Raw genomic sequence first — 24,372 nt, 5'->3', positions numbered from 1 at the left:
ATTTAACTGAAGTGGAGAGCCACATGCTCAAGAACCTGAAAATCGGCATCCGCCTGGGCCTCGGCTTCGGTGCGGTACTGCTGCTCCTGCTGGCGATCGCGCTGCTGGCCATGAACCGCATGGCGGTCATGAACGATGCCACCGCCTACATCACGGCGGACGCGTATCCGAAAGTCGTCATCGCGAAAGACCTGATCCGTGACACCGTGGACCTCCCGCGCCAGATGCGCGGCATGCTGCTGACCGCGGACGAGGCGCAGAACGAGCGCTATCGCAAGCTGATCGAACAACTGCGCGCCGACACGAGCACGCGCATCGCCGAGCTGACGAAACTCGTCGCCAGCGACACCGGCAAGAAGATGCTCAAGCGGATCGTCGACAAGCACGCGGCACTGGACCCGACGTATGCCCGGTTCTTCGAGCTGGTACGCAGCGACCGCCCGCATGCGGCGGAATACGTCAGCAAGGATTACATGCCGCTCAACCGCGAGCTGATCGACGCGATCGACGAACTGGCCAAGCACCAGTCGGACAAGATGCAGCAGAAGGCCAACGAGGCCGCCGCCACGTACGACGAGACCCGCCAGCTGGTGCTCGCCATGACGGCCGGCGCCGTCCTGCTCGCGCTGTGCGTCGCCACGTTCATCACGCTGTCCGTCACCCGCCCCCTGCGCATCGCCGTCGACGCGGCCGACCGCCTGGCGGCCGGCGACCTCACGGTGCACATCGAGAGCCATGCGCGCGACGAGGCCGGCCAGTTGCTGACCGCGATGAAGAACATGATCGCGAAGCTGACGCAGGTTGTCGGCGACGTCAACGGCGGCGCCCAGTCGCTGGCGTCCGCGTCGGAAGAAGTCAGCGCGACGGCGCAGGCGCTGTCGCAGTCTGCGTCCGAGCAGGCGGCCGGCGTCGAGGAGACGAGCGCCTCGCTGGAACAGATGACGGCATCGATCTCGCAGAACACGGAGAACGCCCGCGTCACCGACGGCATGGCCACGCAGGCCGCGCGCGAGGCGGCGGAAGGCGGCGAAGCCGTGAAGGCGACCGTCGCCGCCATGAAGCGGATCGCGAAGCAGATCGGCATCATCGACGACATCGCCTACCAGACCAACCTCCTGGCGCTGAACGCCGCCATCGAGGCGGCCCGCGCCGGCGAACACGGCAAGGGCTTCGCCGTCGTCGCCGCCGAGGTGCGCAAGCTGGCCGAACGCAGCCAGGTCGCCGCGCAGGAAATCGGCGAAGTGGCGACGAGCAGCGTGGAGCTGGCCGAGCGCGCCGGCGGCCTGCTCGACCAGATGGTGCCGAACATCCGCAAGACCTCGGACCTCGTGCAGGAGATCACGGCCGCATCGGAAGAGCAATCGGCCGGCGTCGGCCAGATCAACGCGGCGGTCGGCCAGATGAGCCAGACGACGCAGCAGAACGCATCCAGTTCCGAGGAGCTGGCCGCGACGGCGGAGGAAATGAGTTCCCAGGCCGAGCAGCTGCAGCAGGCGATGGCGTTCTTCCGCCTGGCGGGCGGCGATGCGCCGCCGCCGGCGCGCAAGCCGGCACGCCGCGCGCCCGCGCATCCGGGTGCGACGCCGAAGCGCCAGGGCATCGCCCTGCACAACCCCGCGTACGCCGCCGAGGCGGACCTGGACGAAGCCAGCTTCACCCGTTTCTGATAGCGCGCAGCCGCCTCGAGGAGAACTGCCATGTTCCGTAATCTGAAAGTCAGCGCCCGCCTGGCATTGGGCTTCGGCACCGTCAGCGTGTTGCTGGCCGCCGTCGTCGCGATGGGCATCCACAGCGTCGCCAGCGTCAGCGACAACGTTGGCGAGATGGCCAACGACAAGTATCCGAAGGTCGTGCTCAGCTACGACGCGATCGGCAACATCCACGAGATCGCCACCGCGATGCGCAACATCGTGCTGACGGAGGACCCGGAGGCGACCCGGCGCGAACTGGCGCAGATCGACGAGTCGCGCAACGACCAGCGCGCGGATATCGAGAAGCTGCAGAACCTCGTCAAGTCGGCCTCCGGACGCCAGATCATGGACGGCATGAACCAGCAGCGCCAGAAGAACCTGGTGGTGCAGGACCAGTTCGTCCGCCTCGTGCACGAAGGCAAGCGCGCCGAGGCTGGAGCGCTGCTGGCGACGCAGATCCAGCCGCTGCAGGACGCGTACATCAAGGCGATCGAAAAGCTGATCGAACACCAGAATGCGGCGATGGAGCAGTCGGCCAGGGACGCGTCGGCCGAATACGTCGAGACCCGCAACCAGCTCACGCTGCTGGGCGCCGCCGCGGTCCTGATGGGCATCGGCATGGCTTTCTGGATCACGCTGAGCCTCACCCGTACGCTGGGCGGCGAGCCGGCCTACGCGGCCGAGCTGCTCAAGCGCATCGCGAACGGCGACCTGTCCGGCGACGTGACGCTGCGCCGCGGCGACAACGACAGCATGCTGCATGCCGTCGGCCAGATGGTGGCGAAGCTGCGCCAGGTGATCGCGGGCCAGCGCGCCGTCGTGGAAGCGGCCAACCGCGGCGAGTTCGGCGTACGCGTCGACACGACCGGGATGCAGGGCTTCCAGAAGGAGATGGGCGATGGCCTGAACCAGCTCGTGACGACGACCGGCGCCAGCATCGACGACGTGGTGCGCGTCATGTCCGCGCTGGCCGAAGGCGACCTGACGAAGCGCATCGACAAGGATTACCAGGGCGCGTTCGCGAAGCTGAAGGATTACTCGAACGGCACCATGGACCGGCTGGCGCAGGTCGTCGGCGACGTCAACGGCAGCGCCCAGTCGCTGGCGTCCGCGTCGGAAGAAGTCAGCGCGACGGCGCAGGCGCTGTCGCAGTCGGCGTCCGAGCAGGCGGCCGGCGTCGAGGAGACGAGCGCCTCGCTGGAACAGATGACGGCATCGATCTCGCAGAACACGGAGAACGCCCGCGTCACCGACGGCATGGCCACGCAGGCCGCGCGCGAGGCGGCGGAAGGCGGCGAAGCCGTGAAGGCGACCGTCGCCGCCATGAAGCGGATCGCGAAGCAGATCGGCATCATCGACGACATCGCCTACCAGACCAACCTCCTGGCGCTGAACGCCGCCATCGAGGCGGCCCGCGCCGGCGAACACGGCAAGGGCTTCGCCGTCGTCGCCGCCGAGGTGCGCAAGCTGGCCGAACGCAGCCAGGTCGCCGCGCAGGAAATCGGCGAAGTGGCGACGAGCAGCGTGGAGCTGGCCGAGCGCGCCGGCGGCCTGCTCGACCAGATGGTGCCGAACATCCGCAAGACCTCGGACCTCGTGCAGGAGATCACGGCCGCATCGGAAGAGCAATCGGCCGGCGTCGGCCAGATCAACGCGGCGGTCGGCCAGATGAGCCAGACGACGCAGCAGAACGCATCCAGTTCCGAGGAGCTGGCCGCGACGGCCGAGGAAATGAGCTCCCAGGCCGAGCAGCTGCAGCAGGCGATGGGCTTCTTCCGCCTCGCGGGCGGCGCCGCGGGCCAGGCTGCCCTGACGCGCCCGGCGCCCCGCGCCAAGCGTTCCCCGCTGCGCCTGGCCGGTGCCGCGGCGCCGCTGGCCGCGCCCGACGAAGCCAACTTCACCAATTTCTGACCCGCGGTGACCGAATGAATCACACGAACCAAGCAGCCAACGCGGCGGCCGCCGGCCAGTCCGCCCAATACCTCACCTTCATGCTGGGCGGCGAAGCCTTCGGCATCGGCATCATGGCCGTCAAGGAGATCATCGAGTTCTCCGGCCTCACGGAAGTACCGATGATGCCGGACGCGATCCGCGGCGTCATCAACCTGCGTGGCGCCGTCGTGCCCGTGATGGACCTCGCGGCCCGCTTCGGCCGGCCGCAATCCGTGGCGGGCAAGCGCACGTGCATCGTCATCGTCGAGCTGGAACACGACGGCGAGCGCCAGCTGACGGGCGTCGTCGTCGATGCCGTCAGCGCCGTGCTGGACATTCCGGCCGCCGACATCGAGCCCGCGCCGTCGTTCGGCACGCGCATCCGCGGCGACTTCATTGCCGGCATGGGCAAGGTGAACGGCAAGTTCGTCATCCTGCTGAACGTGCAGCAGGTGCTCGCGCTGGACGGCTTGCCCGACCTGGCCGGCGCCGACGCCCTCGCCGCCTGAACCATGCAGCATTGCTCGATCAGCCAGGGCGAGTTCGCGCGCTTCCAGCGCTTCATCTTCGACATCGCCGGCATCTCGATGTCCGATTCGAAGAAGGCCCTCGTCAGCGGCCGCCTCGCCAAGCGCCTGCAGCACTTCGGCCTGCCGTCGTACGACGCCTATTTCCGGCTGCTGACGGACGGCGCGCACAAGGACGAGGTGCAGCTGGCCGTCGACCTGCTGACGACGAACGAGACCTATTTCTTCCGCGAGGCGCGCCATTTCGAGCTGCTGCGCGAAGCGGCCGAGACGGCGCGCCCGTCCCTCCGTGCGAATGCGCCGTTCCGCGTGTGGAGCGCGGCCTGCTCGTCCGGCGAGGAACCGTACAGCATCGCGATGGTGCTGGCCGACGTGCTGGGATCGGCGCCGTGGGAAGTCGTGGCCTCCGACATCAGCACGCGCGTGCTGGAGCGCGCCCGTACCGGCCACTATCCGATGGAACGCGCAACCCACGTGCCGCAGGACTACCTGCGCCGCTACTGCCTGAAGGGCATCCGCGACCAGCAGGGCACGCTGCTCGTGGAACGCGGCCTGCGCGAGCGCGTGCAGTTCCGCCAGGTGAACCTGAACACGGCGCTGCCCGGCGACCTGGGCACCTACGACCTCGTCTTCCTGCGCAACGTGATGATCTACTTTAACGGCGACACCAAGCGCCAGGTCGTCACGCGCATCATGCAGCGCATCAAACCGGGCGGCCATTTGTTCATCGGCCACTCCGAGAGCCTGCAGGAGATGGGCGACGTGCTCCGTTCCGTGATCCCTTCCGTCTACCGTCTACCGTAATCCGGCATGAAAACAATCGATGTGATGGTGGTCGACGACTCGGCCGTCGTGCGCAAGGTCGTCGGCGCGGTGCTGGAATCCGCGCCCGGCATCCGCCTGCTGCACGCCGTGGCCGACCCGCTGCTCGCCATCGAGCGCATGAAGCAGGCCTGGCCCGACGTGATCCTGCTGGACGTGGAGATGCCGCGCATGGACGGCATCACGTTCCTTCGCAAGATCATGGCGGAGCGGCCCACGCCCGTCGTCATCTGCTCGACGCTGACGGAAAAGGGCGCGGAGACGACGATGGCCGCGCTGGCCGCGGGCGCCGTGTCCATCATCACGAAGCCCAAGCTGGGCCTGAAGGACTTCCTCAGCGAGAGCGCGGACGAACTGATCGCCGCCGTGCGCGCGGCGAGCCACGCGAACGTGCGCAGGCTCGCGGCACGCGCCGCGCCCGCGCCCGTCGCCGCGAAGCTGACCGCGGACGCCGTGCTGGCGGCCGCGCCCGAGACGCGCGCCCTGCTGCGCACGACCGAGCGCGTCGTCGCCATCGGCACCTCCACGGGCGGCACGCTGGCATTGGAAGAAGTGCTGACGGCGCTGCCGCGCGTCACGCCCGGCATCGTCATCGTGCAGCACATGCCGGAAAAATTCACGGCCGCCTTCGCCGACCGCCTGAACGGCCTGTGCCAGATCGAGGTGCGCGAGGCGCGCCACGGCGACCGCGTGCTGCCGGGCCGCGCGCTGATCGCGCCGGGCGGCAAGCACATGCTGCTGCGGCGCGACGGCGCCAACTACCACGTGGACGTCATCGACGGCCCGCTCGTCAATCGCCATCGCCCGTCCGTCGACGTGCTGTTCCGCTCCGTCGCCAGGCACGCGGGCGCGAACGCGCTGGGCATCATCATGACGGGCATGGGCGACGACGGCGCGGCCGGCCTGCTCGAGATGCGCAAGGCGGGCGCGCGCACCGTCGCGCAGGACGAGGACAGCTGCGTCGTCTACGGCATGCCGAAGGAAGCCGTGAAACGGGGCGGCGTCGAGAAATCCGTGCCGTTGAAAGCGATCGACCGCGAGATCCTGCAGCAGCTCGGGGTGCGCTGATCGCGTATCATCTCGCTGAACAGCCGATCCAGAAGCTGATGCCAGGAGAACGAGATGAAAACAGGAATGTGTGCTGCCGCGCTCGCGGCCTGTCTGGCCGCGTGCGGCGGTGGCGGCGGCAGCGCCGGCACGGGGGATACCCCGCTGACGCCGCCGGTGTCCAGCAACGGCAACCTCGACGCGTACGTCGGCACGTGGGCGTCCGCGTGCGCGTCGCACGCGGTCGACACGGCCGTCATCGCGCGCGCGGCCGGATCGAGCAATGCGCTCACGATCGCCGTCACGACGACTTACTACGCCAACACGGCCTGCACGGGCGACGTCATCGCCACGCAGGTGTGGAGCGCCCCCACGACGGCGACGTACGTGGGCACCGTCGCATCGACCATCATGCCGGGGTCCGTGTCCGCTTCCATCGACAAGGTGACGGCGCAGCAGCCGCAACGCAGCGTCACGTTGACGGGCACCTTCGTCAGCCGCAAGATCGTCGACGGCCAGCCCAACTGGTGCATCGATTACGCGGGCGGTTCCGTGTGCGTGCCCGACCGGATCTACGCGGCCGAACCGGCGCCGTTCGACGGGCTGGCCATCGTGGGCGGCGAGCTGGTCGAGGTCAAGTCGAACGGCGTCAACTACGACGCCGTCGAGCGCTTCACGAAACGCTGACGGGCAGCGCGGCCAGCCCGCGCAGGCCGGCGATGCCGTTCCAGCGCGGGGCCGCGTCAAGCATGCGGAGCGTCGGCCAGCGGCGCAGCACGGCGCGCAGCACGACGTCGGCCTCCAGCAGCGACAGCCCGGCGCCGATGCAGACGTGCGGCCCGCTGCCGAACGACAGGTGGCTGCCGGCGCGGCGCGTGATGTCGAACGTGTCCGGATCGGCGAAGCGCTCCGGATCGCGGTTCGCCGCGCCGATCAGCGCGATCACGAGGTCGCCGCGCCCGAGCGTCGTGCCGTGCAGCGTGAGTTCCGTGGCGACGCGCCGGCCGGTGTACTGCACGGGACTGTCGTAGCGCAGCAGTTCGCGGATGGCCAGGGTCATGCCGTCTTCGTCCGCGCGCAGCCGCGCCCACGCGTCCGGGTGCGTGAGCAGCGTGTACAGGCCATTGCCGAGCAGGTTGCGCGTCGTCTCGTGGCCGGCGAACAGCAGCATCGCGCATTGCGCCAGCAGTTCGCCGTCCGCGCGCAGTTCGCCCGCGGCCTCGGCCTGCAGCAGGCGGCTGACGAGATCCGTGCCGGGGGACGCCCGCCGCGCGGGCAGCAGCGCGTCGAAATAGCGCACCATCTGCAGCAGGCTGCGCTGGGCCGCGCGCAGCTGGTCGGCCGTGGGCTGCAGCGCGCCGATGAAGGCGGCCAGGTCGTCCGACCACGCCATGAAGCGCGCCTCGTCCTCGCGGTCTATCCCCAGCATCACGCCGATGACGCGCGACGGCAGCGGCCGCGCGACTTCGGCGATGAAGTCGAAGCCCGCGTGCGCGTCGATGCCGTCCAGCAGTTCGTCGGTGAGCCGCTCGACGTCGGCCCGCAAGGTGCGGATCAGGGTCGGATGAAAACCGGCCGCCAGCGCCTTGCGCACGCGCTGGTGGTCGGCGCCGTCCAGGAACACCATCGCGCCGCCGAACAGGCGCTGGAACAGGTCGAGGCCCGCCTGGGCGCGCCGTCCAGACAGGCTCGCGTCGACGCCGGGGATGCGCTTGACCCAGCCGCCCGTGCGCTGCGACGAGAAGCGCGGATCGCGCAGCGCCAGCTCGATGTCCGCGTGGCGCGTCAGCACCCACGCGCCCTGGAACACGTCGTCGCGCCACAGCACCGGGCCCGCCGCGCGCAGGCGGCGATAGGTGGGATACGGATCGTGCAGGAAGGCGGCGTCGAACGGTGCCGCGTCAGGCGCGTCGGGCGCGAAATCTCTCATGCGATTCATTGGATGATGGTCTGCCGGGCCAGCACTTTACCATCTTTTTTCCGGGTCACTCCCCGCCGTAGATCTTGCTGTCGTGCCGATCGACCTCCCGCGCGCCAGATGATGAAGTGCCCGTCCTGTCGTGCGTACGCTGCGACAAATGTCCCTCGTGCGACAGATGTACCGCCATGCCTGGGCCGTCGCGCTGGGGCGCACGGGCGTGCCGCCGCTGGCGATGGCCTGGCTTGTAATTTGCTATCTCCTGTCATGCCGCCTCGCGGCATGACAACCACCACCATCAGGAGACAGCATGAACTTCAAACGCACACTCGCCGGCATCGGCCTCGCCCTCGCCCTGCCCTTCAGCGCCCACGCCGCCATGCCCGGCATGGAAGGCGCCCACCACGTGGGGCTCACGGTGCCGAACATGGACGACGCCGTCCGCTTCTTCGTCGACGTCATCGGCTGCGAGGAATCCATCAAGCTCGGTTCGTTCAAGTTCGCCGACGACTGGATGAACGTGCACCTGAACGTCAACCCGCGCGCCGAGATCAAGCGCTTCCAGATGGTCCGCTGCGGCCATGGCACGAACCTGGAGATCTTCGAATATTCGGCGCCGAACCAGGGCAGGACGCCGCCCCGCAACAGCGACGTCGGCGGCCATCACCTCGCGTTCTACGTCGACGACATGGACAAGGCCGTCGCCTACCTGAAATCGAAAGGCGTGCGCACGCTGGGCGCGCCCAGCACGTTCACGGAAGGTCCGGCGGCCGGCCTGACGTGGATGTACTTCCTCGCGCCGTGGGGCCTGCAGCTGGAAATCGTCAGCACGCCGAAGGGCATGGCCTACGAGAAGACGGCCAGGCGCGCCCTGTGGGATCCGCGCTCCCCGGCCAAATGAAGACGGCGACGATGGCGGTGCTGGCCGCGAAATGCGTCGCGATCTGCGCCACGATCCTCGTCGCGGTGTGCCTGCCCGGCAGCGCGTGGGCGCATTTCGACGGCCGGGTCAGCGTGCGGGTCGTGCATTTCACGTACGACGCGGCGGGCATGACCGCGTACTACCGCGTGTCGCTCGCGCCACTGGGACCGGCGCCGTACGTCGTCGCGAGGAAGGAAAGCGGCCAGTGGTTCCATTACGTGGACACGGCCGCCGTCGATCCGCTGGCGGCCGCGCGGGTGCTCGCCGCCGCGCACACGGTGTCCGTCGATGGCCGCGCGGTCGCCCCGAACGTGCTGACGGCCGCCCTGCACGTGAAGGGCAGCGTACCGCCGTTCGCCACGCCCGCGCAAGCGCGCGCGGCGGCAGCGGCGCCCACGCCGCTGCCGGCGGCGATGCCGGACATCGGCGACGTCGTGCTGGACGCCGCCATCGCGTATCCCGGCGTGCGCCCCGCGGCGTTCCGCTTCGCCGGCACGCTCGCGCCGGGCAAGCTGTCGGACGCGCCGCTGAACACGATCCTGCTGTCGCACCGCGCCGGCGCGACGGACCAGTACCGCATGGATGGCGCGGCCATCGACGTCAACCCTTCCTGGTGGCTGTCGGCCTGGCAGTTCATCCGCGCGGGCGCCGCCCATATCCTCGAAGGAGCGGACCACCTGCTGCTGGTCGTGTGCCTCGTCGCGGGCGACATGCGCCTGCGCGCGATCGCCCTGCGCATCACCGCGTTCAGCGCGGGCCATGCGTGCGCCATCGCGGCCAGCTTCTACGGCCTGCTGCCCGACCGGCCGTGGCTGATCCCCGGCGTGGAACTGCTGATCGCGCTGTCCGTGCTCGGCACCGCGCTGCTGATGGCGGGCCGCCGCGAACGCGGGGGTACGCCGGCACTGGTCTTCGTCGTGGGCCTCGTGCACGGCTGCGGCCTCGCCGTCGGGCTGCGCGAACTCCTGTCCGACACGGGCCCGAACGTCGTCGCGTCGCTCGTGTCGTTCAACGTGGGCGTGGAAGCGGGCCAGCTGCTGGTCGGCGCCGCCGTGTGGCTGCTGCTCGCGGGCGCGCGGCGCGTGGCGCCGGGCCGCGACGACAGCGTGCGCCGGTGCGTCGCGCTGGGCGTCGCGGTGGTGTCGCTGGCCTGGGTGATGGAACGGACGGGACCCGTCTGGGATGCGCTCCAGACGGGCTTTGCGTGACGGCTAGCGCTGGTTCGGCGGGACGATGCCGTACTTCTTCATGTAGCGGTACACGGTGGCGCGCGCCAGGTTGAGCTCTTCCGACACCTTGGTCACGCTCCACTTGTGGCGCACGAGCGCGTCGAGCAGCGGCGCGGCCTCGCAGTCCTCGCCGCCGGACGCAATGGCGGGGACCGCAGGCGCGGCCGGCAGGACGGAAAACTGCTCGGTCAATTCCTGCGGCAGGTCGGCCGCCGTGATCGTCCGGCCGTCGGACACCGCCAGCGCGAAGCGCAGCACGTTGCGCAGCTGGCGGATGTTTCCCGGCCACGCGAAGCACAGCATGGCGTGCACGGCGTCCAGCGACAGGTGCGCATCCATGCCGAGCAGTTCCGCCTCCTCGACCAGGACTTTTTCGATCAGGTAGCGCTTGTCCGCGCGGTCGCGCAGCGCCGGCAGATGGAGCGTCGCGCCGCACAGGCGGTAATATAAATCTTCGCGGAAGCTGCCGGCGCCGATCAGGTTGCGCAGGTCGCGGTGCGATGCCGCGATCACGGTCAGGTCCACCGGGACGGGCTTGTCCGCGCCGAGCGGCAGGACTTCCTGTTCCGACAGCACGCGCAGCAACCGGGTCTGCAGGTGCAGCGGCATGTCGCCGATCTCGTCGAGGAACAGGGTGCCGCCGTCGGACTGCAGGATCAGGCCCTTCATGCCTTTCGCGCGGCCGCCCGTGAACGCGCCGGCCGTGTAGCCGAACAATTCGCTTTCGATCAGCGACTCGGGAATCGCGCCGCAGTTCACGGCGACGAACGGCTTGTGGGCGCGTTCGCTCGACCGGTGCAGCGCCTTGGCGATGACTTCCTTGCCGGTGCCCGTCTCGCCGTGGATCAGGATGTTCAGCTTGCGGTTCAGCAGGCGCTTGGCCTGGTCCAGCAGGCGCCGCATCGTGTTGTCGTCGCCGGCCAGGCAATCCAGTTCCGGATGGTGGGCGGGCGCGGCGCTGTCCGCCGCCTCGACGACGACGCTGCCGCGCGCGGCCGGACGCGGGCGCGGCGCCTTCACGCTCGCGTAGAACATCTGGTTCGAGCCGCGCGTGACGATCGAGCGCTCGCCCATCGTACCGGCGCGCGCGAGCCGCAGCAGGTCGTCCGGCGCGAGGTCGAACAGCGCCGTGAGCGGCTGCCCGACGACGTCGCCGGCCGCGCGGCCGAACAGCCGGCGCGCGCCCGTGTTGGCGCCGACCACGACGCCGTCGTCGTCATAGGCCAGCATGATCTCGCCGCTCACCTCGACGAGCGCCCACGCCGTGCCGAGGCGCAGGATCCAGCGGTCGTGGAAATGGCGCAGGAAGTTCGCGTCCTCGATCATTTCCGCATACATCATCGTCAGGTGCAGCGCGAGGTGCTGGCTTTCCTTGTACGTCGGCGACGTCAGCGCGGACAGGTCGAGCACCGCGAGGAACTTGCCCTCGGGGTCGAACAGCGGCGCCGCGGAACAGGTCAGCGGGATGTGGGTGGGATCGAAATGGTCGTCCCGGTGGCACGTCAGCGCCGTCTGCTCGGCCACGCAGGTGCCCACGCCGCAGGTGCCGGCCGACCGCTCGCTCCATTCGGCGCCCAGGTACAGGCCCGCTTTCTTGAGGTCCGGCGCGCGCGCGTCGTTGCCGATGTAGTCGACGGTGACGCCCTGCGCATCCGTCAGCAGCAGCACGTAGCCGAGGCCGGACACGCGCTTGTACATCTGCTCCATGCCCACGCGGGCCACCTGCATGAATTCCTCGATCTGCTCCTGGTGCGCGCGCAGCGTGGCGGACGTCACGATGTGCGGCGCCTTCGGGCGCGCCGGATCGAGCCCGTAGTCGTTCACGCAGCGGCGCCACGAGTTGTGGATCAACTCGTTGGCGCCGTTCGCGGCGGTACCGTGCATGGCCACCGACATCACGTTGTCGATGTGCCGGCTTTGTGTCTGGTTCGTCATCGTCGTCTCCTGCAGCGCCGGCAACTCGTCGTTTGCCGGTCGTGTACTTACGGTTTATGGTACTCCATTTATGAACTGAAAAGTCATCCCATGTGTTCGGGTGCGGCGCGGAACGGCTGCAGTTCGTCCAGCGGATCGCTGGCGCCGAACAGCCAGCCGCGGTCCAGGTCCGCCGCCGCATGCTGCACGTCCGCGTGGTAGCTCGACCGCACGAGCGGGCCCACGGCCGCATGCGCGAAGCCCAGCGCCTCCGCCGCGTCGCGCAGGCGCGCGAACGCGTCGGGCGTGACGTAGCGGCGCACGGGCAGGTGCGCGCCGGACGGCGCCAGGTACTGCCCGATCGTCACCATGTCCACGCCGTGCGCGCGCAGGTCGTGCAGCACGTCCTCGACTTCGTCGTCGGTCTCGCCCAGGCCCACCATCAGGCCCGACTTGGTCTTCACGTCCGGATGGCGCTCCTTGAACCGTTCCAGCAACGCCAGCGAATGCGCATAGTCGGCACCGGGCCGCACGGGCCCGTACAGCCGCGGCACCGTCTCGATGTTGTGGTTCAGGACATCAGGCGGCGCCGCCTCCAGCGCTTCCAGCGCGGCGTCCAGGCGTCCGCGGAAGTCCGGCACCAGCACTTCGACGCGGGTCGCCGGCGCCGCGGCGCGCACCGCGCGGATGCAGGCGGCGAAGTGGCCGGCGCCGCCGTCGCGCAGGTCGTCGCGGTCGACGGACGTGATCACGACGTAGCGCAGGCCGAGCGCCGCCACCGTGCGCGCGAGCCGGTCCGGTTCCGCGGCATCGAGCGGATCGGGCCGGCCGTGGCCCACGTCGCAGAACGGGCAGCGGCGCGTGCACTTGTCGCCCATGATCATGAACGTGGCCGTGCCCTTGCCGAAGCATTCGCCGATGTTCGGACAGCTCGCCTCCTCGCACACCGTCGTCAGCGCGTTCGCGCGCAGGATGGCCTTGATCTCGAAAAACCGCGAGGACGGCGCCGGCCCCCGCGTGCGGATCCAGTCCGGTTTCGGCAAGCGCTCGGCCGGCACGATCTTGATGGGAATGCGGCTCGTCTTGGCCGCGCCCAGCTGTTTGGAGGTCGGCTTCATCTCTGCTCCTACACCGCGCCGCGTGCCAGCTCGCCCGCGATGTGCTCGGCCTGGCGGATCGCCAGCGCGACGATGGTCAACGTGGGATTCGCGGCGGAACTCGACGCGAACTGGCTGCCGTCCGAGATGTACAGGTTCTTGACGTCGTGGGTGCGGCCCCATTTGTCGACGACGCCGTCGCGCGCATGCTCGCTCATGCGGTTCGTGCCGAGGTTGTGGCTGGCCGGGTACGCGGGCATGTCGATCACGCGCGTGGCGCCCACCGCTTCGGACAGCTTGCGGAACTGGACCAGGCCGTGCGCCGCGATCGCGTCGTCGTTCTTGTGGTATGTCTTGGACACGATCGGGATCGGCAGGCCGTACTGGTCCTTCTCGGTCGGGTGCAGGGTGATGCCGTTCTGTTCGCGCGCCATGTCTTCGCCGCAGACCCAGATCGCCGTCATGTGGTCGTACATGTCCAGCGCCGACGTCACGTCCCGGCCCCAGCCGCCCGGCTTCATGAAGGCCGCCGTGTACGGCAGGCCCAGGGCGAGGCCTTCGAGATAGTAGCCGCCGTTGAAGCCGCGCTGCGTGTTCAGCGCCACCTCGTCGGCGACGACGGCGCCGATGTCGAAGCCGCGGTTCATGTACACGGGCTTCTTGTGGATCGCCACGGCGGCGGCCGTCGAGTGATTCATGTAGTTGCGGCCCACCTGGCCGGACGAATTCGCGAGGCCGTTCGGGAACATCGACGACGCGGAGTTCAGCAGCAGGCGCGGCGACTCGATGGAATTGCCGGCGACGGCGACGAGGCGCGCCTTCTGCAGCACGTGGCGGCCCTGGCTGTCCGCGTACAGCACGCCGTTCACCTTGCCCGTCTTGTCGTGCTGGATCTGCAGCACCATGCTTTCCGGGCGCAGTTCGACACGGCCCGTGTCCAGCGCCTTCGGCACTTCCGTGTACAGGGTCGACCATTTCGCGCCGACCTTGCAGCCCTGCATGCAGAAGCCGATCTGCTGGCAGCCGGGACGCCCGTCGTAAGGCTGCGAATTCGATGCGACGGGGCGGATGATCTTGTTGTAGCCGATCTTGCGCGCGCCGGCCGCCACCACCTTGGTCTGGTTCGATTCCGGCATCGGCGGCAGGCCGCTCGCGCGCGTGCCGGCCACGCCCATCTTCTTTTCCGCCAGTTCGTAGTACGGCTCCAGCTCCGCCAGCGAGATGGGCCAGTCGAGGATGTTGGCGCCGTCGACCTTGCCGTAGATCGTGCGCGTCCTGAAATCGTGCTCCTGGAAGCGCAGCGCGACGCCCGACCAGTGCACGGTCGACCCGCCCACCGCCTTGACGATCCATGCCGGCAGGTTCGGGTAGGTCTTCGTGTGGTGCCAGCCGCCGGCCGATATCCGCTTGTCGAGCCACGACATCTTGTTGAACATGGCCCACTCGTCGTTCTCGAAATCCGCCTGCGTGAAATGCTTGCCCGCTTCGAGGATCACGATCTTGTCCACGCCCCGCTGGGCCAGTTCGTTGGCCAGCGTCGCGCCGCCCGCGCCCGAGCCGATGATGACGATGGCGTCGTCGTCGCCCAGTTCGATTTTCTTGCTCATTGCCGTCTCCTGTCTTTTGTTATGGTGTGGGCGTTTACAGCCAGTCGATGTCGTTGAAACCGCGGTTGATGTAGCCGCCCTGCTCCCACGACGATCCCTCGTAGCCGAGCAGCGGCCACACGGCCTTGTTGTCGTACAGGCTCGTCACCATCTCGCCGCGCACCTTCTGGAAGAACGGCGACGGCTCGATCGCCTTCAGCAGGCTGACGCGCTCCGGCTCGCGCTTGACGGCCGCATAGGGTTTGCCGAAGCGCTTCATCGCGGCCTTGTCCAGGTCGCGCACGCCGTCGCGGAACAGGGCCGCCTGCTTCGGATCCTTCGCGGCCGCGCGCTCGAACGGCTGGATCGCCTCGACGTAGTAGCGGTCCGCCAGTTTGTCGTGCGGGAAGACGTCGCGCGCCATGCGCAGCAAGGTCTGTGCCGTGGCCGCGCCCAGCGTGGGAAAGTCCTGCGCCAGGTGTTTGTCGCTGGAGGCGGCCAGCGCGGCCGGGCCCGCGGCCGCCGCGCCGATGGCCATGGCGCCGCCGCGCAGGAAGCCGCGGCGCGTGACGGTGACGACCTTCGGCAGCACGCGCATGCCCGTGCATGCGTTCGATGGTTGATCTTTCATGTGAACCTCTTTCAATGAGACAGGGTGGGAAAATGGACCGGTGCGGCGCCGGGCGGCCGTGGGGGAAACGCGTCGGACGCGGCGCCCAGCACGTCGGTGAGCATGTGGTGCAGGCGCTCGGCCAGGACCTCCGCCAGCACGGGGGCGCCGAGCTGCTGGGCGAACGACGTGGTGCAGTCGTCCAGCAGCGCCGCATCGGCGGCTTCCTGCCCGAGCGCGCCGCACAGCAGCGACCAGTCGGGCGGCGCGATCAGCGTCCCCGACGTCATCAGGACGCCCGTGCGGCGCCGCAGCTGGGCCAGGCCGACGATCTTGCGCGTGCCGACGACGACCTCCCACGGCGACAGCCCGCCGTAGCAGGCCCACTTCAGGCGCGCGTCGCCCGGCCGCAGCCGCACTTCCTCGGGCGGGATCGCATAGGCGGGAATGCCGGCGTCGCGCAACAGGCCCGCGTGCAGCGCGCCCAGCCAGCGGTAGCTGGAGAGCGTGCTGCGGCCGAGCAGCGGATGGTCGGGCGGCAGCACGACGGACGCGCTGACCATCCACGGCCCCGTCAGCACGGCGCCGCCGCCCGAGCCGCGCTGCACCACGGAGCCGGCCAGCGCGTGGCCGGCCACGAGCCGCTCGCGCAGCGCCGCCTGCGAGCAGCCCAGCACGACGCCGGGCACCCGGTAGGTCCACAGGCGCACGCGCGGCTCGGTGACGGGTTCGCGCAGCTGGGCCGCGTTCCACGCCTGTTCCTCGTACGACGTCACCGTGTCGATGAAGACCATCCGGGCATCCATTACAGCTCCTTCGCGGCTTCCAGCCGCCGTTTCAGGTCCGTCAGGAACAGCGCGGCCGGGAAGCCGTCGACGGCACGGTGGTCGAACACGAGGTGCAGGCCCATCATCGGCGCGATCGCGACCTCGTTCCCGCGCGCCACCGGCCGGGCCGCGACGCGCGTGACGCCGAGGATGGCCACCTGCGGGCTGTTGATGATCGGCGTGAAGCTGTCGATGGCGGTATTGCCCAGGTTCGTCACGGTGAACGTGCCGCGCTGGTAGCTGCCGGCCGACAGCGTACCGGCACGCGCGCCTTCCGCCAGCGTGCGCGCCTCGCGCCCCAACTCGGCCGCGCTCTTGCGGTCGGCGTTGCGCAAGACCGGCACCATCAGGCCGTCGTCCAGGCTGACGGCCAGGCCCAGGTTCACGTCGCCCAGCAGCTCGATGTCCTTCTCGCGCATGCGGGCATTCAGGCGCGGGTGCTCGCGCAGGCACAGCGCGACGGCGCGCAGCACGTAGGCGGTCAGGCTGACCCGCTCGTCCTCCGGCGCGGCCGCCCGGAGGGCCTGCAGCGCGGTCACGTCCACCTCGACCGACTGCGCGACGCGCGGCACGCGCCAGCCCTGCTCCATGTTGCGTGCGATGGCCCCGCGCATCCCCGTCAGCGGCACCGTCGCGGGTACGGTCACGGCATCCATGGCCTACCCCTCGATCCGCGCCAGCACGGTGTGGCGGCCGAACGTGTCGCCGGCGGCGACCTCGATGGCGGCCAGGCGGCCGGCGGCGGGGGCCGTCACCTCGTGCGTCGTCTTGACCAGTTCCGCGACGACGAGCGTCTGGCCCGCCGTCACCTGCTGGCCCACTTCGACCTGCCAGTCCTGCAGCAGGGCTTCCGTGCCCTCTTCCACATCGTCCCAGACGCCGCCGTCCAGTTTCACGTCGATCATGCTTGTGCTCCTTGTTGAAGTTGATGAATGGGTTGCGCGCGCATCAGGCCGCGCACGGCGTCGGCGATGGCGTCCACCTGCGGGATGACGGCCTGTTCGAGCGGCCGGCTGAACGGGATCGGCACGTCGGGCACCGCGAGGCGTCTTACCGGCGCGCGCAGCTGGATGGTGTCGAGATGCTCGGCGACGAGCGCGGCGATCTCGCCGGACAGGCCGAAACTCAGGTAGTCCTCGTCCGCGATCAGCACGCGGCCCGTCTTGGCGACCGAGGCCAGCACGCCGGCGCGGTCGAGCGGGACGATCGTGCGCAGGTCCAGCACCTCGACGGAGATGCCTTCTTGCGCCAGCTGCCCGGCCGCGATGGCCGCCTTCTGCACCATCTGGCTCAGGGTGACGATGGTGACGTCGCTGCCCTCGCGCACGATGCGCGACTCGCCGAACGGGATCGCATAGGCTTCCTCGGGCACGGCGTTCGTGCTGCCCTCGAAGTAGGACATCCACGACAGGCCCATGATCCCCTTGTGGTAGCAGAACACGACCGGGTTGTCGTCGCGGATCGCCTGGGCCATGAGGCCTTTCGCGTCGTACGCATTGGACGGCACGACCACCTTCAGGCCCGGCATGTGGGCGAAGCTCGCGTACAGGCATTGCGAGTGCTGGGCCGCGTCGTTGTAGCCGCCGCCGATGCCCGTCGTGATCACCACCGGCAGCTTCAGTGCGCCGCCGGACATGTACGAATTCTTCGCCATGTGGTTGTAGATCTGGTCGAAGCAGACGCCGAAGAAGTCGACGAACATCAGTTCCGCGATGGGACGCAGGCCTTCCGCCGCGGCGCCCGCGGCCGCGCCCATGAATGCCGTTTCCGAGATCGGCGTCTCCATGATGCGCTCGGGGCCGAAGCGGTCGAGCAGGCCCGTGGTGGCGGAAAAGATGCCGCCGTACTTGCCGATGTCCTCGCCCATCACGAACACGGACGGATCGCGTTCCATTTCCTGGCCGATGGCTTCGGCGATGGCCTGCGCCATAGTGAGCGTGCGTACGCCGGTTTTAATTGTGCTTTGCATGTGGGTCTCCTTGTCTCATTCGGCGAATACGTGTTTCAGGGCGTCCTGCGGCGCCGGGTACGGGCTGTTGCGGCCGAAGGCAAACGCGGTTTCCACGCGGCCGGCGATGCGCTGGCGCAGCGCCTGGTCCTGCGCGTCGTCGATCAGCCCTTCCGCACGCAGGCGCGCACCGAGCCGCCCGATCGGATCGTCCTGGCGCAGCGCGGCGCTTTCGCCTTTCGGGCGGTAGGTCTCGGGGTCGCCCTGGAAGTGGCCGAAGTAGCGGTCGGTCTTGACTTCGATGAGGGTCGGGCCTTCGCCGCGGCGCGCGCGGGCGATGGCGGCGCCGGCGGCCGCGTACACCTCGACCGCGTCGTTGCGCTCGACCAGCACGCCGGGCATGCCGTAGCCGGCGCCGCGCACGGCGTTCGACGCGACCGACGTCGACACGGATTTCTCCACCGAGATGCCGTACTTGTTGTCTTCGCAGACGAAGACGACGGGCAGCTTCCACACGGCGGCCAGGTTCAGCGCTTCGTGGAATGCGCCCTGGTTGGCGGCGCCTTCGCCGAAGAACGCGATGGCGACCCAGTCCTTGCCCAGCTTGCGCGCGGCGAGCGCGGCACCGCAGGCCTGCGGTGCGCTGGCGCCCACGATGCCGCTGCAGGAAAACTTGGTCGGCACGTGGAACAGGTGCATGTGGCCGCCCTTGCCGCGGCCCAGCCCCGTGTCCTTGCCAAACATCTCGGCCGTCATCGCGTCGAGCGGCACGCCCTTGGCGATGGCGAAATGGTGCGAGCGGTGCGCGCCGACGACGCTGTCGTCATTGCCCAGGTGCGCGCACACGCCGACGGCGACCGGCTCCTGGCCGGCGGCGAGGTGCATCTCGCCCGGCACTGGGCCGGCGCCGATGTCGAACGCGAGGCCCTTCTGGATCTTCGGGGGCAGCTTGCCCTCGAGGTAAACCTTCGCCATCGTTTCTTCGTACTCGCGGATCTCGATCATCTTCTCGTACATCCAGAGCAGGTGTTCCCGTGTCGGCTGCATGTTGCTGTCTCCTTGTCTGTGGGTTGGTGCATGCACCCACCCCTTCAGCAAATTCGATGCCATGCCCGTTTCCCCCGTCGCGACGGGCAAAAACGCCTGTTTCGGCCGCCCGGACGCGCCATCTGTCGCAGGCGTGGGCCGCCCGGCTGCGACATCTGTTTCAGCGCGGACGGCCGCGCGCAGCCCTGCGAGAGTGAGCCGCGTGGTGGCACCGTTTTTGCAGATGCGACCAGCGCAGTACCTACAACAATCAATGGAGACGACATGAAAGAGACACACAAGACGCGCAAGCTGCTTGCGCTGCTGGCCTGCGCGGCCGCGGGTTCAACCCACGCGGCCGTGGAATTCGAGACGCCGGGCGGCTGGAAGCTCGGCACGGACGGCTGGATCATCGTGCAGGCGCACCGCCAGAACGGCGACGACGCGGGTACGACGGGCTTTCGCATGACGTCGGGCACGACGCCGAGCCTGTTCGCGTTCACCGTCACCTCGCCCGCCATCGACGGGATCACGTACAGCAGCCGCGTGGGCCTGTACATCAATTCACAGTCGGGCGAAGGCAACTTCCGCAACGCGGGCAACGTCGGCAACACGGGCAGCAAGTCGCTGGACCCGCGCGAAATGTGGGCGAAGGCGTCCGCGTCCTGGGGCGAGATCGTGATCGGCAAGTCCTACGGCATCTACCAGGCGGAACCCGTACTGGCCGATGCGTCCGTGCTGGCGGGCGGCCTGACGGGCTACGACGTCGTCAACACGACGAATGCGCTGGCCGCGACGTTCAACGCCGGCTACATGTACACCAACTTCAACGCGGGCCTGCGCTACAACTCGCCGAAAACCGTGCCGCTGTCGTTCTCGGTGGCGCTGTACGACCCGAGCCAGATCCGCAACACGTTCACGGGCGCCGGCGCCGACCAGACGAATTCGCCGCGCGTGGAAGGCGGCGTGTACTACAACGACCAGCTGGGTAGCGCGAAGTTCAAGCTGTACGGCGACTTCACATGGCAGACGGCGCGCCACTGCACCGTCGCGGGCGGCGGCGCCTGCGTGCAGGACGACGTGCACACGCGCGGCATCTCGGCCGGCACGACGGTCGACGTGGGCCCGCTGAACTTCCACCTGTCCGGCTTCAAGGCGGACGGCCTCGGGTCCGTGCTGATGCAGGACGTCGACGCGCTGGACGCGGCCGGCCGCGAACGCCGCAGCCGCGGCGGCTTCGCCCAGGTCGTGTGGCATGCGACGGACGCGCTGTCGCTGCGCGCCAGCTACGGCCGCACGCGCATCGACGACACCGCGAGCACGCCGGGCCACCTCGCGCAATCGCGCATCGGCGGCGCCTATTACGCGGTGAACCCGCACGTGACGGTGTATGCCGAACTCGCGCGCTCGACGTTCTCGCTGAACCCCGTCTTCGGCCGGCCGACCAACACCCGCTACGCGACCCTCGGCGGCCGCTTCGTGTGGTAATCCATCCAACGCATTCCGAGGAATCCAACATGCATCCGACCACCCGTTCCAACACGGCGGCCGCCGTCGCCGCCTTCCTGCTCGCCCTCTCCCTCGCGCAGCCCGCGGCCGCCCACGACGACGACGACGCCGCCAACTGGACGCAATACCACCGCACGTCGAACGCCTGGCGCTATTCGCCGCTGGACCAGATCACGACGCGCAACGTCAAGCAGCTGAAACCCGTGTGGATCCACCAGCCGGGCGACATCACGTCCGGCCTCGTCTCCACGCCGCTCGTCAAGGACGGCGTGCTGTACTACGTGGGCCCCAACAACAACGTGTTCGCGCTCGACGGCGCCACCGGCAAGCCGCTGTGGCATTACCAGCCGAAACTGGCCGCCGTCGCGTCCGAGAGTTTCTATGCGTCGCTGGGCCGCAGCCTGACGATGGGCCACGGCCGCATCTACCTCGGCACGCTGGACGGCCGCTTCGTCGCCATCGACGACAAGACCGGCAAGGAAGTGTGGTCCACGCAGCTGACGGACCTGAAGAAATGCTTCGGCTGCCTGTTCTCGTCCTCGCCGGTGCTGGCGGGCGACGTCCTGATCGGCGGCACGACGGGCGGCGACCAGGCGCAGCGCGGCAAGATCTACGCCGTGAACGCCCTCACGGGCGCGAAGATGTGGACCTTCGACACGATCCGCGACGATCCGGCCAGCTGGCCCGGCGACACGGGCGAAGTCGCGGGCGGCGGCGCCTGGATGCCGGGCACGTACGACGCCGCGTCGGACACGTTCTTCATCGGCACCAGCAACGCGGCGCCGGACTTCTACGGCGACGGCCGCAAGGGCGACAACCTGTACACGGCGAGCCTGCTGGCGCTCGACCCGAAGACGGGCAAGCTGAAATGGCATCGCCAGGAGATCCCGCACGACACATTCGACTACGACTCCACGTACGAGGCCCTGCTGCTCAAGAAGGACGGCAAGGACGTCGTCGTCCACCTGAACAAGAGCGGCTTCGTGTTCGTGATGGACAAGGCGGACGGCAAGCTGGAAAACGTGTGGCCCCTGAGCCAGACCTACAACTTCGTCAAGACGATCGATCCGAAGACCGGGGAACTGATCGGCCGGCGCGAGATGCCGGTCGGGAAGGAGACCCTGCTGTGCCCCTACCTGCTCGGCACGCGCAGCTACAACGCGGGCGCGTACAACCCGAAGACGAAGCTCTGGTACACGAACGCGATGGAAGTCTGCCAGAACGTCATCCCGGCGAAGCAGGAGACGTCCGGCATGGGCATCGCGAGCCTGTACCTCGGCGTCGACAAGCTCGAAGCCGTGCCGCCGCCGGACCGTCCCGCCGAAGGCCGCCTCGATGCGCGCGATCCGCTCACGGGCAAGCTGAAATGGAGCGTCAAGTACCCGGTCCCCGGCCTGGGCAGCGTGCTGACGACGGGCGGTGGCCTCGTGTTCAACGGGGATCCGCAAGGCTTCGTGCATGCGTATGACGCCGACACGGGCGCGGAGCTGTGGAAGTTCCAGACCGGCTCCGGCATCCGCGGCGGCATCGTCAGCTATGCGGTGAACGGCAAGCAGTACATCGCCGTGCCGAGCGGCTGGGGCTCGCTGGCGCCCGGCTTCATGGCCTCCGCGTTCCCGGCCGTGAAGCAGCTGACGGGCGGCGCGGCGATGGTCGTATTCGCGCTCGAGTGACGTTCAGCGCGCACGGCGCGCTCGTTTTCGCTTCAACGCGGGCGCCGCGCGCGCCCGCTTTCACCCCCAACGACAATCAAGGAGACACTCATGTTCAAACCCATCGCCCGCGCCCTCGCGGTCCAGCTGCTGTGCGCATCCGCCGCCATGGCCGTCGCGCCGACCATTTCCGGCCCCGCCAGGCCCGACCAGGCCATGATCGAGGCGGGCGCGAAGCGCTTCAACCAGAGCTGCGTCTACTGCCACGGCAATGCCGGGTCGGGCGGCAAGGCGGCCCCGCTGCAGGGCCGCGACGACCTGACCAAGGAATACGTCATGGAGACGATCGCGAACGGCAAGCAGCGCGGCGCCTTCAACATGCCGGCGTGGAAAGGCGCGTTCAACGAGCAGCAGATCCAGGAGCTCACCGCGTACATCCTGTCGCTGAAGAACGCCGGCGCGGCGAAATAGGAGGCCGCCATGGCGCGTCTTCGGAAGCATGGCCTGGTCGCCCTGGCCTGCGTGGCGGCCACCGCACAGGCGCGTACGCTGCCCGAGATGGCGGCGTCGAACGAGTTCGTGATCTGCGCGGCGCCGGACGACATGCCGTTCTCGCGGCGCGACGGCACGCCCGCCGGGCTGTACGTCGACCTGGGCCGGCTCGTCGCGTCCGACCTCGGTCTTGCGCTCGGCATACGCTGGATCCCGCGCCGCGAGCTCGCCCGCCGCGTGGGCTGCGATGCGATCATGGGCGCGGCCGTCGTCAGGGCGGAGGACCGCCCGACGTCGTGGCGCAACGTGCTGACGGTGCCGTGGATGCGGGCCGGCGCGGTCGTAGTGGACACGGGGCGCGGTCCCGCCGCCACGCTGGCCACGCTGCGCGCGGGCCACGTCGCCGTGCCGAGCGGCTCGTGGGCGCACCGCTGGCTCGATGCGCACGGCGTGCCCGTGTGGGTGCGGTTCCGGACCGATCCCGAGATCATCGGCGCCGTGGTGCGGGGCGACGCGGACGCCGGCGTCGTGTCGGACGTGGCGGCCGGCTGGTATCGGCAGCAAGCCGGCGCGGCCAACCTGCGCGTGCTGGACACGCTGCTCGATCCGGCCGAATTCGCCTTCGACGTGGCGATCGACCTGCTCGACACGGACGCCGCCACGCTGGCCCGCGTGAACGGCATCGTGCGCGCGCGCCTGGCCGACGGCGCCATCGCGGCGATCGGCCTGCGCTACGGCGCCTACCGGCCGCCGGCCGGGCAGCGCTAGGTCACGACTCGGCGTCCGCGCGCGCGGCCTGCACGCGCTTGCACGCGGGCTCCTTGGGGCCCGCCGCGGCGCACACCCGTGCGCGGCACTGCTCTTCGCCGGCCGCGTTGTAGCGGCGGCACGACGCCAGCTGTTCCGCCGGCGTCGCCTTGCCCCGCTTCGGTTCCATATGGCCGATCAGGGCCGCCAGCAGCACGACGTCGCTGTCCTGCTCGCGCACCGCGCCCGGCTTCGCCTTCGTCTTCTTGTCCTTCGCGGCCTCGCGCGCCCGCTCCTGGGCTTTCGCATGCGCAGCCTTCGCATGCGCTTCCTTGCGTTCGGCCTTCTCCGCCTTCGCGGACTTCTCCGGCTTGGCCGCACGTTCCTTGTGCGGCGCGGCCGGCGCCATGTCGGCCAGCGGATTGGTCATGGGCTCGACCGGCGCCGCCGGCTCGTCGTGCAGCACGGCGGCCGCCGGTGCCGGTGCGGGCGCCGGCAGCGCGACCGGTGTGACGGGCGGCGTGGCCGGTGCGGCCGCGACCTGGACCGGCGCCGCGGCAGGCACGGACCGTTCGTCGCCCCCGCCGAACAGGAACAACGCGCCGCACACGGCGACCACGCCAGCGGCCACGCCGCCCCAGGCCAGCGCACGCGAACGGGGCCGCGGCCCGGGTGCCGCCGCTGCCTGCCCGGGCATGCCGTCCAGCGAACTGAGGATGCCCTGCCGCTCCTGAACCGGCTGCTCTTCGGGCGAGAGCAGGCTGGGCCGGCCGCCACGGACCGGGCGATCGCCTTGATGTTGCAAATCAGCTCCTTAAAAAAGTTTGCATTACTTTACAAGAATCAAGACAATTGTGCCTCTATTTTGCTTTTAAT

The 24,372-nt window shown here is 69.2% G+C and carries 24 protein-coding genes; 13 read left to right on the top strand and 11 right to left on the bottom strand.

Features of this window, described 5'->3' with window-relative positions:
- Positions 1 to 23: 23 nt before the first annotated feature.
- From QPK29_RS23165 to QPK29_RS23140, 6 genes are read left to right on the top strand one after another with little or no spacing between them, the layout of a single operon-like run.
- On the top strand, positions 24 to 1,667 hold the full coding sequence (locus QPK29_RS23165; protein WP_400189837.1) for a methyl-accepting chemotaxis protein: 1,644 nt from the start codon (positions 24 to 26) through the stop codon (positions 1,665 to 1,667).
- 30 nt (positions 1,668 to 1,697) lie between these two features.
- The gene (locus QPK29_RS23160) at positions 1,698 to 3,602 is read left to right on the top strand and encodes a HAMP domain-containing methyl-accepting chemotaxis protein (protein WP_400189836.1); all 1,905 of its coding nucleotides are present in this window, start codon (positions 1,698 to 1,700) and stop codon (positions 3,600 to 3,602) included.
- 14 nt (positions 3,603 to 3,616) lie between these two features.
- Complete coding sequence (locus tag QPK29_RS23155; RefSeq protein ID WP_371771266.1) at positions 3,617 to 4,132, top strand: chemotaxis protein CheW; 516 nt, start codon at positions 3,617 to 3,619, stop codon at positions 4,130 to 4,132.
- Between the two features lie 3 nt (positions 4,133 to 4,135).
- Positions 4,136 to 4,954, top strand: coding sequence for a CheR family methyltransferase (locus QPK29_RS23150; RefSeq protein ID WP_056125913.1), 819 nt, complete (start codon positions 4,136 to 4,138; stop codon positions 4,952 to 4,954).
- Between the two features lie 6 nt (positions 4,955 to 4,960).
- Positions 4,961 to 6,040, top strand: coding sequence for a protein-glutamate methylesterase/protein-glutamine glutaminase (locus tag QPK29_RS23145; RefSeq protein WP_056125911.1), 1,080 nt, complete (start codon positions 4,961 to 4,963; stop codon positions 6,038 to 6,040).
- A gap of 54 nt (positions 6,041 to 6,094) precedes the next feature.
- The gene (locus QPK29_RS23140) at positions 6,095 to 6,706 is read left to right on the top strand and encodes a hypothetical protein (protein ID WP_371771265.1); all 612 of its coding nucleotides are present in this window, start codon (positions 6,095 to 6,097) and stop codon (positions 6,704 to 6,706) included.
- Here the strand turns inward: QPK29_RS23140 and QPK29_RS23135 are convergent.
- On the bottom strand, positions 6,693 to 7,949 hold the full coding sequence (locus tag QPK29_RS23135) for a cytochrome P450 (protein WP_371771264.1): 1,257 nt from the start codon (positions 7,947 to 7,949) through the stop codon (positions 6,693 to 6,695). The two genes, QPK29_RS23140 and QPK29_RS23135, sit on opposite strands and share 14 nt — an antisense overlap.
- A gap of 148 nt (positions 7,950 to 8,097) precedes the next feature.
- Here QPK29_RS23135 and QPK29_RS23130 point away from each other — a divergent pair, with 148 nt between their 5' ends.
- Genes QPK29_RS23130 through QPK29_RS23120 form a run of 3 tightly spaced genes read left to right on the top strand, consistent with a single transcriptional unit; the run spans position 8,098 to position 10,067 of the window.
- The gene (locus tag QPK29_RS23130; protein ID WP_267873803.1) at positions 8,098 to 8,223 is read left to right on the top strand and encodes a hypothetical protein; all 126 of its coding nucleotides are present in this window, start codon (positions 8,098 to 8,100) and stop codon (positions 8,221 to 8,223) included.
- A 24-nt stretch (positions 8,224 to 8,247) separates the two neighbouring features.
- Entirely contained in the window at positions 8,248 to 8,838 is a 591-nt protein-coding gene (locus tag QPK29_RS23125) for a VOC family protein (RefSeq protein WP_056125906.1), read from the top strand.
- A complete protein-coding gene (locus tag QPK29_RS23120; RefSeq protein WP_371771263.1) occupies positions 8,811 to 10,067 on the top strand; it encodes a HupE/UreJ family protein in 1,257 nt (418 codons plus the stop codon). Before QPK29_RS23125 ends, QPK29_RS23120 begins: the two co-directional genes overlap by 28 nt.
- A 3-nt stretch (positions 10,068 to 10,070) precedes the next feature.
- On the opposite strand, the gene QPK29_RS23115 is transcribed toward QPK29_RS23120, so the two are convergent.
- The 9 genes from QPK29_RS23115 to QPK29_RS23075 form a co-directional block, all read right to left on the bottom strand.
- Entirely contained in the window at positions 10,071 to 12,023 is a 1,953-nt protein-coding gene (locus QPK29_RS23115) for a sigma-54-dependent Fis family transcriptional regulator (RefSeq protein ID WP_371771262.1), read from the bottom strand.
- 83 nt (positions 12,024 to 12,106) lie between these two features.
- Positions 12,107 to 13,120, bottom strand: coding sequence for a lipoyl synthase (gene lipA / locus QPK29_RS23110; RefSeq protein WP_371771261.1), 1,014 nt, complete (start codon positions 13,118 to 13,120; stop codon positions 12,107 to 12,109).
- 8 nt (positions 13,121 to 13,128) lie between these two features.
- Positions 13,129 to 14,706 (bottom strand): GMC family oxidoreductase, encoded by a 1,578-nt coding sequence (locus QPK29_RS23105; protein ID WP_371771260.1) that lies wholly within the window; start codon positions 14,704 to 14,706, stop codon positions 13,129 to 13,131.
- 34 nt (positions 14,707 to 14,740) lie between these two features.
- Positions 14,741 to 15,316 carry a gluconate 2-dehydrogenase subunit 3 family protein gene (locus QPK29_RS23100; RefSeq protein ID WP_160408995.1) on the bottom strand — a complete coding sequence of 192 codons (576 nt, stop codon included), beginning with the start codon at positions 15,314 to 15,316 and terminating at the stop codon, positions 14,741 to 14,743.
- A gap of 11 nt (positions 15,317 to 15,327) precedes the next feature.
- Entirely contained in the window at positions 15,328 to 16,101 is a 774-nt protein-coding gene (locus tag QPK29_RS23095; protein WP_056125899.1) for a lipoate--protein ligase family protein, read from the bottom strand.
- Positions 16,101 to 16,778: a dihydrolipoamide acetyltransferase family protein gene (locus QPK29_RS23090; RefSeq protein WP_056125897.1), complete on the bottom strand. Its 678-nt coding sequence runs from the start codon at positions 16,776 to 16,778 to the stop codon at positions 16,101 to 16,103. The genes QPK29_RS23095 and QPK29_RS23090 overlap by 1 nt, the downstream gene beginning before the upstream one ends.
- A 3-nt stretch (positions 16,779 to 16,781) precedes the next feature.
- Positions 16,782 to 17,027, bottom strand: a complete 246-nt coding sequence (locus tag QPK29_RS23085) for an acetyl-CoA carboxylase biotin carboxyl carrier protein subunit (protein ID WP_036239559.1) — start codon at positions 17,025 to 17,027, stop codon at positions 16,782 to 16,784.
- On the bottom strand, positions 17,024 to 18,091 hold the full coding sequence (locus tag QPK29_RS23080; protein ID WP_371771259.1) for an alpha-ketoacid dehydrogenase subunit beta: 1,068 nt from the start codon (positions 18,089 to 18,091) through the stop codon (positions 17,024 to 17,026). Before QPK29_RS23080 ends, QPK29_RS23085 begins: the two co-directional genes overlap by 4 nt.
- Positions 18,092 to 18,106: 15 nt before the next feature.
- The gene (locus tag QPK29_RS23075) at positions 18,107 to 19,117 is read right to left on the bottom strand and encodes a thiamine pyrophosphate-dependent dehydrogenase E1 component subunit alpha (RefSeq protein WP_371771258.1); all 1,011 of its coding nucleotides are present in this window, start codon (positions 19,115 to 19,117) and stop codon (positions 18,107 to 18,109) included.
- Between the two features lie 264 nt (positions 19,118 to 19,381).
- Here QPK29_RS23075 and QPK29_RS23070 point away from each other — a divergent pair, with 264 nt between their 5' ends.
- From QPK29_RS23070 to QPK29_RS23055, 4 genes are all read left to right on the top strand, one after another.
- Positions 19,382 to 20,584, top strand: a complete 1,203-nt coding sequence (locus tag QPK29_RS23070) for a hypothetical protein (RefSeq protein ID WP_371771257.1) — start codon at positions 19,382 to 19,384, stop codon at positions 20,582 to 20,584.
- 29 nt (positions 20,585 to 20,613) lie between these two features.
- Positions 20,614 to 22,278: a pyrroloquinoline quinone-dependent dehydrogenase gene (locus tag QPK29_RS23065; protein WP_371771256.1), complete on the top strand. Its 1,665-nt coding sequence runs from the start codon at positions 20,614 to 20,616 to the stop codon at positions 22,276 to 22,278.
- Between the two features lie 90 nt (positions 22,279 to 22,368).
- Positions 22,369 to 22,728 (top strand): c-type cytochrome, encoded by a 360-nt coding sequence (locus QPK29_RS23060; protein WP_371771255.1) that lies wholly within the window; start codon positions 22,369 to 22,371, stop codon positions 22,726 to 22,728.
- Between the two features lie 9 nt (positions 22,729 to 22,737).
- Positions 22,738 to 23,517: a substrate-binding periplasmic protein gene (locus QPK29_RS23055; protein ID WP_371771254.1), complete on the top strand. Its 780-nt coding sequence runs from the start codon at positions 22,738 to 22,740 to the stop codon at positions 23,515 to 23,517.
- 1 nt (position 23,518) lies between these two features.
- On the opposite strand, the gene QPK29_RS23050 is transcribed toward QPK29_RS23055, so the two are convergent.
- Positions 23,519 to 24,301 (bottom strand): hypothetical protein, encoded by a 783-nt coding sequence (locus QPK29_RS23050; RefSeq protein WP_056125879.1) that lies wholly within the window; start codon positions 24,299 to 24,301, stop codon positions 23,519 to 23,521.
- Between the last annotated feature and the right edge of the window lie 71 nt (positions 24,302 to 24,372).

The organism is Massilia orientalis (genome assembly GCF_030411975.2).
GTDB classification, from domain to species: Bacteria; Pseudomonadota; Gammaproteobacteria; order Burkholderiales; family Burkholderiaceae_D; genus Telluria; species Telluria orientalis.
The sequence above is the reverse complement of the archived record's forward strand: the minus strand, read 5'-3'. Positions and strand labels throughout refer to the sequence as shown.